This is a genomic window from Fervidobacterium gondwanense DSM 13020, assembly GCF_900143265.1.
Classification (GTDB): domain Bacteria; phylum Thermotogota; class Thermotogae; order Thermotogales; family Fervidobacteriaceae; genus Fervidobacterium; species Fervidobacterium gondwanense.
Window position 1 is genome coordinate 132,852 of sequence record NZ_FRDJ01000002.1, and the last position, 13,247, is coordinate 146,098.

14 protein-coding genes are annotated in these 13,247 nt (G+C 37.7%); 6 read left to right on the top strand and 8 right to left on the bottom strand.

Going from position 1 to position 13,247, the window contains the following annotated elements:
- Positions 1–37 precede the first annotated feature (37 nt).
- Genes lepB through ffh form a run of 8 tightly spaced genes read right to left on the bottom strand, consistent with a single transcriptional unit; the run spans position 38 to position 5,051 of the window.
- Positions 38–946, bottom strand: a complete 909-nt coding sequence (lepB, locus tag BUA11_RS02805; protein WP_072758108.1) for a signal peptidase I — start codon at positions 944–946, stop codon at positions 38–40.
- Position 947: 1 nt separating this feature from the next.
- A complete protein-coding gene (gene rplS / locus BUA11_RS02810) occupies positions 948–1,295 on the bottom strand; it encodes a 50S ribosomal protein L19 (protein ID WP_072758110.1) in 348 nt (115 codons plus the stop codon).
- A gap of 24 nt (positions 1,296–1,319) precedes the next feature.
- On the bottom strand, positions 1,320–1,898 hold the full coding sequence (locus BUA11_RS02815; RefSeq protein ID WP_072758112.1) for an RNA methyltransferase: 579 nt from the start codon (positions 1,896–1,898) through the stop codon (positions 1,320–1,322).
- Positions 1,888–2,628, bottom strand: coding sequence for a tRNA (guanosine(37)-N1)-methyltransferase TrmD (gene trmD / locus BUA11_RS02820; RefSeq protein WP_072758114.1), 741 nt, complete (start codon positions 2,626–2,628; stop codon positions 1,888–1,890). The genes BUA11_RS02815 and trmD overlap by 11 nt, the downstream gene beginning before the upstream one ends.
- Entirely contained in the window at positions 2,625–3,164 is a 540-nt protein-coding gene (gene rimM / locus BUA11_RS02825) for a ribosome maturation factor RimM (protein ID WP_072758116.1), read from the bottom strand. The genes trmD and rimM overlap by 4 nt, the downstream gene beginning before the upstream one ends.
- Positions 3,161–3,385 carry a KH domain-containing protein gene (locus tag BUA11_RS02830; protein WP_072758117.1) on the bottom strand — a complete coding sequence of 75 codons (225 nt, stop codon included), beginning with the start codon at positions 3,383–3,385 and terminating at the stop codon, positions 3,161–3,163. The genes rimM and BUA11_RS02830 overlap by 4 nt, the downstream gene beginning before the upstream one ends.
- A 54-nt stretch (positions 3,386–3,439) precedes the next feature.
- Positions 3,440–3,709, bottom strand: coding sequence for a 30S ribosomal protein S16 (gene rpsP / locus BUA11_RS02835; protein WP_072758119.1), 270 nt, complete (start codon positions 3,707–3,709; stop codon positions 3,440–3,442).
- Positions 3,710–3,746: 37 nt separating this feature from the next.
- Positions 3,747–5,051 (bottom strand): signal recognition particle protein, encoded by a 1,305-nt coding sequence (gene ffh, locus BUA11_RS02840; protein WP_072758121.1) that lies wholly within the window; start codon positions 5,049–5,051, stop codon positions 3,747–3,749.
- Between the two features lie 352 nt (positions 5,052–5,403).
- On the opposite strand from ffh, the gene BUA11_RS02845 reads away from it, so the two are divergent.
- From BUA11_RS02845 to BUA11_RS02870, 6 genes are read left to right on the top strand one after another with little or no spacing between them, the layout of a single operon-like run.
- On the top strand, positions 5,404–6,765 hold the full coding sequence (locus BUA11_RS02845) for an MFS transporter (protein ID WP_072758122.1): 1,362 nt from the start codon (positions 5,404–5,406) through the stop codon (positions 6,763–6,765).
- A gap of 55 nt (positions 6,766–6,820) precedes the next feature.
- Positions 6,821–7,240, top strand: coding sequence for an FKBP-type peptidyl-prolyl cis-trans isomerase (locus tag BUA11_RS02850; RefSeq protein WP_072758124.1), 420 nt, complete (start codon positions 6,821–6,823; stop codon positions 7,238–7,240).
- Positions 7,241–7,244: 4 nt separating this feature from the next.
- Entirely contained in the window at positions 7,245–8,648 is a 1,404-nt protein-coding gene (pelF, locus tag BUA11_RS02855) for a GT4 family glycosyltransferase PelF (RefSeq protein ID WP_072758126.1), read from the top strand.
- Positions 8,629–10,866: a DUF2194 domain-containing protein gene (locus BUA11_RS02860; protein ID WP_245789471.1), complete on the top strand. Its 2,238-nt coding sequence runs from the start codon at positions 8,629–8,631 to the stop codon at positions 10,864–10,866. The genes pelF and BUA11_RS02860 overlap by 20 nt, the downstream gene beginning before the upstream one ends.
- A 12-nt stretch (positions 10,867–10,878) precedes the next feature.
- Positions 10,879–11,643, top strand: a complete 765-nt coding sequence (locus BUA11_RS02865) for an RMD1 family protein (protein WP_245789473.1) — start codon at positions 10,879–10,881, stop codon at positions 11,641–11,643.
- A 58-nt stretch (positions 11,644–11,701) separates the two neighbouring features.
- Positions 11,702–13,228 carry a 5'-nucleotidase C-terminal domain-containing protein gene (locus BUA11_RS02870; protein ID WP_072758128.1) on the top strand — a complete coding sequence of 509 codons (1,527 nt, stop codon included), beginning with the start codon at positions 11,702–11,704 and terminating at the stop codon, positions 13,226–13,228.
- The last annotated feature ends 19 nt before the right edge of the window (positions 13,229–13,247 follow it).

Genomic DNA, 13,247 nt, shown 5'->3' on the forward strand with positions numbered 1-13,247 from the left:
AACAAAAAAGCGGGGAAAGCTCCCCGCTTCATTCTTCTTATTTCTTCTCTGCAATCAATGGCTGAACAGGTCCAAATGCTTTGAAAGGCCAAATTCTAAGAATTGGACGTCCAACAACCGCACTTTTTGGAACGAAACCGAAATATCTACTGTCAAGACTTTGTGAAGAATTATCTCCCATGAAGAAATAGAAACCTTTTGGGATCTTTACATAAACTTGCCCGTTCTCTTCCCATACATAGTTTGAGAAGTCGATATTGTTTGGGATAAGATATCTATCGACAAATACAGTGTAATCTATACCGTAGGGTACAGGCTCAAGACCACCCAATATGCTAAATACTATATTCGCAATCTCGTTCCCATCTCTTGAAGCTAAATTAAAGAGATATTCTCGGTATTTTGGCTTGTCATTTCTCAACCGGCTTGCCTCAGCAAGATAGCTCCACAGTTTTGGATACTTAAATATTCCTTCAAGAGTATAATTCACGCTCTTTAAATGTTCCGGTATCTTACCGTTTACAAATAATTTCCAGTTTCCGTCGACATTTTTGAGAGTTATAACATCTCCTTCTTTTGCAACAAGACGTTTAACATATTTTACAGAGCCTGAGAATTGCTTTGGTGTGAACATATCCATGAACTTGTCGAATGCTCTTAGCATTTGCTGGGCTCTCTCGTCAGGGAAAGGAGTATAGAATACTACTATCTCTCCTATTTCTGGTTCGCGTGCCGAATATGTTATTTTTTCAACAAACAGACGGTCCCCTACATTTATTGTGGGGACCATAGATGGTGTAGGGACGAGCATTGTTTCAAACACAAAAATTCTTATTATAGTTGCTGCAACTACCGCATAGATTAAAGTCAAAAAAACTTCCTTAACTATGCTTTTAGCTTTCTGCCCTTCTTTTGTTCTTTTATCTGTAATATTTGATTTGGGCATTTTATTTTCTCTCCTTAATTTTCACCTTACCCTTGACGTTTCTGAGATAGTAAAGCTTTGCCCTTCTCACTCTTCCTTTCTTTATAACCTCTACCTTTTCAATGGTTGGAGCATAAAGTGGGAATATTCTTTCAACACCTATTCCGCCTGCAGCAACTCTTCTTACTGTGAACGTTTTGCTAACTCCCGAACCTCTGATAGCTATAACGATACCTTCATAAGCCTGGATTCTTTCCTTGTCACCTTCTCTTACTCTCACGTGGACTCTTACGGTATCTCCAGGTCTGAACTGAGGAACTTCCTTAAGTTGGCTCTTTTCGATGATTCTCACTAAGTTGTCCATGCTCATATGTATGACCTCCCTTTTGCTATTTTACTTTTCTTCGATGACTGATTCACCAATCAATCTATCAAGTATTATCGCTACCGCTGCTCTAACGGATAGGTGATTAAAGTCGCTCTTTCCTCTTACTGGTTCCAAAGAGTAATCGCACATATTTTCGAGTTCCTTAGGCATTCCCCAACCAGTTCCGAAAAGCAATAATACTGGTCTTTCGTCTTCAAGGATAATCTTTCTTCCTTCTTCGTATGTTATTGTGTTTGGCCTGACTTTTGCTGAAGTGAACATAACTATTGGTTTTTGTCCTTCCGATTCTTCTATGTCCTTTATGACATCTTCGACGTATGACTTTAGCTCGACAATAGACAATGCATCAGAACGATTTGGATTATAGGTTTTACCAAACCCATCCGTCCAATAACCGAGCACCTTTCTTACGATATCTTGCTGAGCTGGAAGATGAGTGACAACATAATATTTTTTGATATTGTATGTGCGGGAGCTTCTTGCTATATCGTGTATGTCTAAGTTAGTTACAGCCGTGGTTATTATTCTACCGTCTCTCCCGAGCACAGGGTAATGTATCAGCGCAGTGTAAACTTTATTGAGCATTTGACATCAACTCCTTGAAGAGGCTTATTAAAGCCTTCTTGTCTAAATCATCAAATGCGTGTTTCATGAACAAGTCAGGTCTCTTAAGTATCGTCTTTTTGAGCGATTCTTTCCTTCTCCACAGTTCTACTTCTTCGTGATTGCCGCTGACCAACACTTCTGGCACTTTGAAACCCTCAATTTCCCTTGGACGTGTATAATGTGGGTGGTCTAATAAGTCATTGTAGAAAGAATCGTTCTTTACCGATTCCTCCTCAACGACTCCTGATACAAACCTTGACACGACGTCTATAACTACCATTGCAGGTAACTCTCCACCAGTAAGAACATAATCACCTATAGATACTTCTTCATCGACAAAATGACTGACTCGCTCATCTATTCCTTCGTACCGACCGCAAATTATCAGTATATGTTCCTTTGATGCTAATTCTTGAGCAAAGCTATTTGTAAGTCTTTTTCCTTGTGGTGTTGTAAGTAAAACGTAAGGTTTTCCGTACTTTTGATTGTAAAACTCGAAGAATCTAAAAAATGGTTCGGGCTTCATTACCATACCCGGTCCACCGCCATATGGGTAGTCGTCAACAACTTTGTGTTTGTCTGTTGTAAAATCCCTCAAATTAAATATTTCAATGTCAATGAGACCATTCTCAACAGCCTGTGCAATTACTCCGTAATCTTTTATTACTTTTACAAAGTCCGGGAATATGGTAACTACACCTACTCTCACTCTAACCACTCCGGAAGCTTGACCTGAATTTTCTTTCCTTCCTTGTCGATCTTTAGAACGTACCGTTCAATAACTGGAATCATAATCTCTTCCTTAGAGCTTTTATTCTTCTTCACAACTATCACATCGTTATTCCCAGTTTCTACGATGTCTTCAACAAGACCAATATAATTTTCGTTTTCGTCATAGACTTCGGAATTGAGTAGTTCGTAGAAGTAATATTCTCCATCTTTCGACTTTGGAAATGCCGATTTGTCTACATAAATTACAAATCCTTTAAGTTTCTCAGCTTCAGATATAGTATTTACACCAGCTATGTGGACAATAAAATATCCGTGAGCCTTTTTGATCTTTTCGAATTTGCAATACGTAAACTTTTTCTGAGCCTCATTATATGCTATTACTTCAACGAGCTTAGCAATTACTTCTGGCAGATTTGTAAAAGTGTGTAGTTTCAAATCTCCATTTAAACCGTGAGTATTACTCAATACACCAACAGGTATCTTTTCTTTCAAAAGTTCTTCTACTTTCCTCATCTTATCACCTTCAGGATGAAGTCAGAATCATCGGCCATAGCGGAAAGCAATATCTTAATAGATTTGATTGTCCTGCCGTCTTTACCGATAACCTGACCCACATCCTCTGGATGGACAGAAATATCAAAAACCTTTTTTCCGCCCTCTTCATACTCGACTACTACGACATCGTCTGGGTGTTTTGCTATTGACTTGAGGACGTACTCGAGGAAATCTTTCACGCTTATGCCTCCTTCTGACCGTTCCATAGTCAAGAATGCTTATCCTTAAACTTCTCACTTCTTTGCTTTTGCAGCTTCAAGCTTTTCGTAAAGTCCAAGTTTTCCAAGAAGTTTTGAAACTGTTTCACTTGGCTGAGCACCTTTCAACATCCACTCAACTGCTTTATCAATGTCAACCTTCACTTCATATGGTTCCTTGAGTGGGTTGTAATAACCAAGGCTCTCGATGTACGCACCATCGCGTTTCTTTCTTTGATCAACGACGACGATTCTGTAGAATGGTTGTTTCTTCTTTCCCATGCGTGTTAATCTAATCCTAACCACTAACAACACCTCCTAAGTTTTCTATGTGATGACATCGTCAGAATTTCAAGCCCTTCAAACCGAATGGCATTCTCCCTTTTTTCATCATCTTCATAAGCTTTTTCATTTCTTCATAAGATTTCAAGAGTTTGTTTATATCTTGCACTGTTGTACCGCTCCCATTGGCGATTCTCTTCTTTCTACTTGCGTTTATTATTGAAGGATTGTTTCGCTCTTCTGGTGTCATTGAGTTAATTATAGCCTCCACTTTCTTAAGTTCTTTTTCACTTGTGTTCAAATCGACTTCGGGCGCACCAGGCAGAGCCTCAAGAATCTTGTCCATTCCAAGCTTTTTGATCTCTTTAATCTGCTCTCTGAAATCGTCCAAAGTAAATTCCGCTCTCATGAATTTTTCGCCCATCTTTTGCATCTTTTCTTGGTCTAATTCTCTCTCAACTTTTTCGATCAGAGAAAGCACATCACCTAAACCAAGAATTCTGTTTGCCATTCTGTCGGGATAGAACTCGTCGAAATCATCTATCTTTTCTCCAACACCAACAAATTTAATGGGTTTTCCGGTGATATATCTTATTGTGAGTATTACACCACCGCGTGAGTCACCGTCGAGTTTTGTAACAACAAATCCACTCACGTCAAGCCTTTCGTTGAAAACCTTACCAGAATTAACGGCATCTTGACCGGCCATGGCATCGACAGTTAGGAGTATCTCATCTGGATTTACCATGTCCTTTATCTTTTCAAGTTCATTCATCATTTCATCGTCGATATGTAAACGTCCGGCAGTATCTAAAATTACGACATCATATCCGCTATCCTTAACTTGCTTCATTGCTTCCTCAACGATTTTCAACGCATTCTTTCTATCACCAGTTATGACTGGCACATTTATCTTTTTTCCTAAGGTTTCCAACTGATCAATTGCTGCAGGTCGGTAAGTATCAGCGGCAACTAAAATTGGATGTTTACCTTGCTTTTTAAGATAGTTAGCTATCTTAGCAGCACTTGTTGTTTTACCGGTACCCTGAAGACCTACCATCATAACGTACGATGGGTTGTGAATCAACCTGAACGATTCTTTCTCACCCAACAATTTTATTAGTTCGTCTCTAACTATTTTAATGAACATCTGATCAGGAGTAAGTGATTTAAGCACCTCTTCGCCAAGTGCCTTTTTCTTGATCTCTTCAACAAACTCTTTAACTACTTTGTAGTTAACGTCTGCTGCTAAGAGAGACGTCTTTACTATTTGTATGGCTTCTTCTATATTCCTCTCTGTGATCTTTCCTTTACCAGCCAATGTCTTAAATGCATTGGATAACTTATCCCTTAAACCCTCAAACATCTTATCACCCCGCAGAAGTGTTCCGTAGAATATCATACATTCTATTGCAGAAAAATCAATTAATTAAACAAGTCATAGGTAACAAAGACGAAAAAGATATGTTAATTTTAGGTGTCCATAGTTAGATGAGTTTACTTAACAAACACATTTGTCGTTACATAATTGCAAAGATAGAAATTGGAGGTTTTGTGCTATAATCCGTAATGAGCTATTTTAAATCATTCTGGAAGATGAACATACAGGCTTTTATTCATAAATCCGTTACACAATCTTGCTTTATGGCTGAAGTTACGATGCCTTTTATGGATTTAACTTAAGGGAAGAATGTTAAAGGAATATTGGGGGGATTGGTTTGATATTTCTTATCAATCTTTATACCCTTCTGGTTGGTATATCGCGTGCTGCGTACACCGCGTTATTCAATTTGTATCTTAAATCATATGATATCCCCAATACTGTTATTGGGAATGCAACATTCTATTATTCTTGGGGGATGGCGATTGGTGGGTTCTTATTTGCCGGGATTTCAGATAAGATAGGGAGAAAAAAGACCATTTTATTTACGATGCCTCTTTATGGATTATTTGGAATACTTAGACTTCTTAACTTGCAATGGGCATTATACTTGTATTTAGTATCCTTTCTGTTTGGATTTTTCGATACATCAGTCATAATGCCTACAATATCGGTTATTGAAAATTCAGACGAGAAGAAGAGGCTAAGAAACTCGAATATAAACTTCGCCATAGTAATGATTACTGGTGTCATTGGATATTTCGGTGCTGGGGTACTCTCAGAACGTATTGGCCTGTATCCAAGTCTCAACATCTCAATGGTACTTGCAATATTGTCCGTACTGCCAGTATTGGCATTTCCAAATGTTCGTATAAAGAAAAGATTAATTAAGAGGAAAAATGAATTGTCACCGTCACAGCTGATAATGTTAATTTATTACATATCTTCCGGTGCGCTTGTTAGTTTGGCTGCTGGAGTTTTTATAAATTTTGGAAATGTCATTTTCTATGACCTATTTTCATTCTCAACGGCTATGATTACTGTTGTGCTTGCGATATCTCAGTTATCCACAGCGGCGACATCTCTTTTTTCACACAAACTTACTCACAGATACGGCTATAAATTGTCGCTGTTTTTGATATACCTTAGTGTTTCAGTTCTAATTTTCCTGATGCCAATTTTCATGCTTAATTCATATGTTTTCAGCATTGCTTACATTCTCAGATACGTCTTGATAAATATTTCAACACCGCTCTACATGGTATTCTGCCTATCTTATCTTCCAAGACAGTACATAGCTACATATTCAGGATTGAGCTACTTTGTTAATAATGTCATGCGGGCAGTGTCAGCACAAATATTTACAAAATTGTCTGTAACCGGTGAGACAGATTACAATAAGCTTTTTGGAGTTACTGGATTGTTTTATCTATTGAACACATTACTCACACTGTTTGTGTTCTACCTGATGTATAAAGTGTCAGAACAGAATACTAATTCTGAGGCCCACAAATTATCAGAAAAGCAGAACAGCAAGAAAAGTAGACCTGTTCCTAAAGCGAAGAAAACTTTTCCACTTTTTAGAAGAACAACTCATGTTAGTATTCATATCCATACTCCTAATACAACGACGAAAAGGCATTATGTTTCTGTGTTCGTTAAACAAGGATCAGTAAGGAGAAAAAGAAGCGACTTTTGATTTTGAAATTTTGTGCTATAATCAAAATGTCGAAAAAAACAAAGGATGTGATTTTATGGGTATTAAGAATGGAGATAAGATCAAGGTTCATTACACAGGGATGTTTGAGGATGGTCAGGTTTTTGACACTTCGCTCAACAGAGAACCGCTCGAATTTGTAGTTGGAGCAGGTCAAGTTATTCAAGGTTTTGAAGAAGAACTTATCGGTTTGGAAATTGGTGATAGGAAGAAATTTCTTATACCTTTTGAAAAAGCTTATGGCCCAGTAAGAGAAGACTTAAAATTCAGTGTTCAAAGATCGATGCTTCCTGAAGATGCTAATGTAGGAGACCTTCTTGAAGTTCACCAACAAGACGGTGGTTTCTTCGTTGTGCGAATTGAGGAACTCAATGAAAATGTTGCGATACTTGATGCAAACCATCCGTTGGCTGGAAAGAACCTTATATTTGAGGTTGAGATCATAGAAATTTCGTAATTTTATGCGTGTATGCTTGATTGTTGAAGGAACGTATCCTTACATTACAGGTGGGGTTTCTTCATGGATTCAAATGATAATTGAAAATATACCTGACGTAGAATTCGACGTGGTCCATTTAGCACCGTGGAAATGGTCACGTCCTTTTTCTTATAAAATGCCAGTTAATTTGAAGAGCGTGTACGAATATCCGCTTTTTTCTGTGGATTTCAAGAAGGACGGAGAAATGTTAGATGAAAAGGAAATAGTTCGTAACATAAGACAACTACTCTTTTTGAAGGAAAGTAGAGTTGAGTTTTTTTCTAACATCCTTAGATCTGTTTCAGGAAAACATATTGATTATATACTTCAAAGCAAGACATTTTGGCAATTTCTGGTTGACATTTACGAACGTTACTTTTATGAAGAAGGGTTTCCAAGTTTCTATTGGACAATTATAGGTTTTGTGCTTCCAATTTTAAGCGCCATCCAATCAATCCCACCAAAAGCTGATATATATCATTCAACAACCACCGGCTACGCAGTTCTCAGCGCTCTTTCTGGAAAATATATACACAAGGGAAAGCTGATAGTAACAGAACACGGGATATATCATCGTGAAAGAGAAATAGAGATCATAAAATCAACGAGTATTCAAGAAATATATAAGAAGACATGGATTGAGATTTTCAGACTCATAAGTGAAACTGCTTATCAAGAGTGTGATGCGCTAACAACCCTCTTTGAAAAAAATCAGCTCTTCCAATTTGAGTTGAACGCCGATATCCGCAAGTCTCGAGTTATTCCCAATGGTATTGATGTTAAAAAGTTTTCAGCAATCGAGCCTGTCGAACATGACACATTTAACATAGGAATGATTGGCAGGGTTGTGCCAATAAAAGACGTGATAACTGGAATTAAAGCGTTCGATATTTTTGTAAAGAAGCATCCAAATTCAAAATTGTACATCATCGGACCAACAGACGAGGATGAAGAATATTATCAAAGGTGCGTTGACATTGTTAGACTTTTTAACTTGGAAGAAAAGGTAATATTCACTGGCAGGGCGAATGTCTTGGATTATTATCCTCTGATCGATGTTTTGCTAATAAGCAGTATCTCCGAGGGTCAACCGCTTGTACAATTAGAGGCTATGGCATCAGGCATTCCAGTTGTTGTTACAAACGTAGGGAATTGCCCAGAAATCGCGCTTGACCCTGATGGGCAATCTGGTTTTGTTGTTGAGCCGAAAGATTATCAAGCCATGGCTGAAAAACTTGATGTTTTAGCATCAGATAAACACTTGTGCAAAACTTTTGGTGAAAATGGAAGAAAAATTGTACAGGAAAAATACAACTTAGAAAAGATGATTAGCGAGTACAGAAGGTTGTATGAGGAGGTTTTGAGTAGTGCAATACAAAACACTTAATAAGTTTGTAAAAGTCATGATTGTTCTAATATGGTCTTTAATACTATCAGAAACAATTGTATATTCAAAGACTCTCTTGCTGTATAAGGGATCAGAACAGGGATATGGATACAGTATCCTTCTGAAGTATGTTGCCCCAGCCTTGAAAGACATACTTGAAGATTACGAAATAATTGATGTCGAAAGTCTGAACTTCATCAGTTTTGATTTAAATAATTATGATTTAATAGTAACATGCTATTACACGCCTCAAATGAGAGATGCTAAGAAGTATCTCGAGAAACTCTCGATGTTTTTGATCAATGGTGGAAAGTTATTCATTATAAACAATCTCGGAGCAACACTTGATTCATCTGGTGAAAACCATCCGGGTTTATATGAAATCAATTCTGTGTATAATCTGCTTGGTTTGTCATACTATTTCGGCTGGAGAAAGGTTAAACCAAGTACCATAAATATAAATGAGAATTTTATAAACACGACCTTGCTGAAATTTGAAAATGAAAGAGATGTTGAGCGCTACACACCAATAAGTACGTTTATCAAAACTCTTGTTGAACTGAAAGATCAGCAAGGTAATACATATAACATGGCTTTTCTAAGTCCACTTGGTGGACTGATAGCGTACAACTATCTTTTCGATGATGACGGGAAAATTGTACTCGACCTTCAGAAGATTTTTTCGAACATACTTATTGGCAATGATGAAGAATTCAAAATATTAGTTGTTGGTCAAGATAACTATGAGCTTCGGAAAGCTCTTGATTACACCTCATTCAAATATCAATGGAAAAAGCAGATGTCATCTGTACTGTCCACATATGATTTGGTGTTTCATTTTGGTGGTAGTTATCCACCGGCCGACAAGAACCTTGTAAGTTATTTATCTAATGGTGGAACTGCTGTTATTATTGGAAAAGGTAGTAACTTAAGTTTTGTTGATTACATGACAGTAAGTGACGAAGTTTTTCCAGTGCCGGCAAATTTGAAATTTAATGTAAAGAAGAACATCAGTTGGGAAAAACCACCACAAAATTCGAAGGTTCTTGTAACCTCATCAAATGGCGAAGCGCTTGTTTGGTCAATTCCACTTGGAAATGGTACCGTGATATTCTACCCAATTGAATTGGTAAGTAAAACCTACAGAGGCTTGCTTATGCAAAGTGCTTTGTCACAGCTTAAAGTATCAATACAACCTATAGTGAACAGCTGGTCTATGCATCTTGATGACTTTCCATTACCTGCATATAAAAGGAAGATTGACATAATTACGAGAGAATTTGGAGATATCACTGACAATGAGTTCTACTACAACATCTGGTGGCCAATGATGAAGCAACTTTCGAAGGAGTTTTCGATTAAATATACTACTATATTTGTCGCAAATTATAATGCTTCCGTGACTTGGCCATTTAGTTTTCAAGAGTATACGAATACACCAGAACAGATGCGAGCTCTTCAAGAACTTATCAGCAGCTCTTACGAGATAGGGTTGCACGGATACAATCACATTCACTTGACTCAAGAAAACTGGAAACAGGAGAATCTCGAAACTGTTCTAAAGCTTTACAAAACTTTTCTAAAGAATACATTAGGTGACAACTACATACCTTATGTTTATGTTGCACCTAATAATATAATAGACTCATTCGGAGTTGAAACATTGCTCAGAATTTTTCCAAGCATTAAAGTGATAGGCACATCTTATACCACAACTCAAAAACTTTTTGACGAATTTGAGGTTATTCATGAAAAAGTTGTTGTAATGCCAAGAACCACATTTGGATACTATCCCGCTGAAAATCTCTTGGCAAGTTCAATACTTTCACTCATGACCTTTGGTACATTTCAGTACTTCCTGCATCCTGATGATTTATTCTCCAAAGACAGAAATCCTGATGGGAAAACTTGGAAGGAGATGTATAATAGCCTTAGAGAATTTCTTTCGACTATGACAAGGTATTACCCTTTCTTGAGAAATCACACAGCATCTGAGAGTGGTGAGATTCTTTATGATTTCTTAACTCAAAAACCCATAATAAGAAAATTTGCAAACAAACTAAGCGTTGAGATTCCTATTGGCCACCATTTGCCCAGGTACTATTATTTGAGAGTACGAGGAGAATTTTCGATTTATGGTGGCAGAATAGTATATTCTTATGGCAATCTTGTTGTGATTGAGCAAATGGAAAATAAAATGGAGATAATCTTAAAATAAGAGGTGTATTGTGTGAAATTTATAGCTCTGGACTTAGGTGACGATATTAATATAAAGAAATTGATGCAGGAAAAATCTTCGCATGTTGAGTACATAAGATGGGAAGAACCTTTTAAATTCAAGTATGGGGATGGCATGGTATATGTTTATTCATTTGGAGCTGTTGTCGGGTTGAACGTTCCAACAAAGCAATTTAACACTTTACTATCTGAGCTCGATGAATATGTGGTTGGTCAAGTTAAACATACTTCTATCGAAACACTTGAAATTATAACGAATAAAGAAAAAGAGTTAGAAGTTTTTGAAGATAGGTTCTATGTTCCAAAACTCGACGACGGCGTTATCGCAACTGTAGCTTTCGTATTAGCTCAGAGTGTCTCTTTAGAGCGAGTTGAACAAAAGACAGGTGTTCTCATAGACGAAATAGAAAAATTTCTCTCTGAAAAAGGAAAAGTAGCAAAAGGAAGAAAATCTCTCGGATTAGCAATGAAGATATTGAAGACTCGACATGAGATACTATCCGACGTTATGATTCTGGATAAACCAGACATTACTTGGGAAAGCGAAGTCTATGATCAAATATATCAGAAGCTCTCCCGTTACTATGAATTATCAAGACGGTACAAAAATGTCACAACCAAACTTGATCACGCTTTTGAAGTTGCGAGTGTATTGCTCGAAATTCATAGCGAAAGTAAGGCTAACTTTTTAGAATGGATGATTATTCTCCTTTTTGTTGTAGAAATCGCCATGTCGCTTATAGAAAAACTTTTTTAAATTAACGCTATTGTAGTATAATTAATTTTGCCAATATCTTCAAAAGGAGGGATAAGGTATGAGAAAGTACGTTGTTTTGCTTTTTTTAGTGTTGAGTCTTTTGGCGTTAGCGGTTAAGATCACGGTTTTCCACGTTAACGATACTCATGGTCGTGCGTGGTCCTTCACCGACTCAGCAGGAAATGTCATAGGCGGTTTTGCAACAGTTGCGTCTATTATTGATGCCGAACGCAAAGTAAATCCCAACGTACTCTTCTTACACGCTGGTGATATCAACACAGGCGTTCCAGAATCAGATTTGTTGAATGCTTTACCTGATATTTTTGTTCTCAACAGAATGAAGCTTGATGCAGTCGCAGTAGGAAACCACGAGTTTGACAAACCACGCGATGTGCTTTTAAAACAAATCTCGTGGGCAAAGTTTCCATTCTTGAGTGCGAATATTTACAAAGGTGGCGAACCACTCTTTACACAATACATAATTAAGAACGTTGGAGGAGTTAGAATAGCTATAATTGGCTTTACAACTGAACATACCAAAATTTTGGAAGGTCCAAATTCGGAAGATCTCGAATTCAAAAATGTTGTTGAGGTTGCAAAAAAACTAATTCCAGAAATTAGAAAACAAGCAGATGTTGTAATTGCTCTCACACACCTCGGAGTTGGACAAGGGTATTCAGATATTTACACAACCGCAGACCAATTGGCTCAGAATGTCGAAGGTATAGACTTGATAATCGATGGACACAGCCATACAAATATGACAACACCGATGGTTGTTAATGGAGTTCCAATTGTTCAAGCGTTCGAATGGGCAAAGATACTTGGAAAAGTCGATATGGAAATTGAAAATGGTAAGGTTGTAAAAATAGAGTGGAGTGCTATACCTGTCATCCAGTCAAAAGTTGTTGGAAAAGACGAAGCAGGTAAGAATATATACCAGGTTGTGACACCTGAAGCACCTTATGTGAAGACCGCTCTTGATTACTTCAAAAAATTAGGTGGCGCAAAACTTGATACGGTAATCGGCAGAACCGAAATACTCCTGAACGGTGAAAGAGCGGATGTCAGATCAAAGACAACGAACCTCGCAAACTTGATAGCAGATTCAATGAAGTGGAAAACAGGTGCAGATGTGGCACTTACAAATGGTGGAGGTATAAGGGCATCGATAAAACCGGGTGAGATAAAGATTCGCGATGTACTCACAGTGCTGCCATTCGGAAACACCCTTTACGTTCTTGAAATGAAGGGCTCTGACTTAGTTAAGGTTTTTGAATACGCCGCTTCCGTTCCGAACGGTCAGGGAGCATTCTTACAGGTTGCTGGCGCAACATGGAAAGCAGAAGGCGGAAAACTTACAGAGTTACTCATCGGTGGAAAACCAGTTGACCCAGAAAAGATTTACAAAGTTGTCACGAATGACTATATGGCAGCGGGTGGCGACGGATACGCAACTCTCAAGGGTCAAAAAGGATACAATACCTTCTACGTCATGGCTGACGTTGTTGTAGAATATATACAGAATGTTCTTGGCGGTAAGATAACTACCTACGATGATAAGCCAAGGGTAGAAAGAAAATAATAACATAACAAAATCTAGC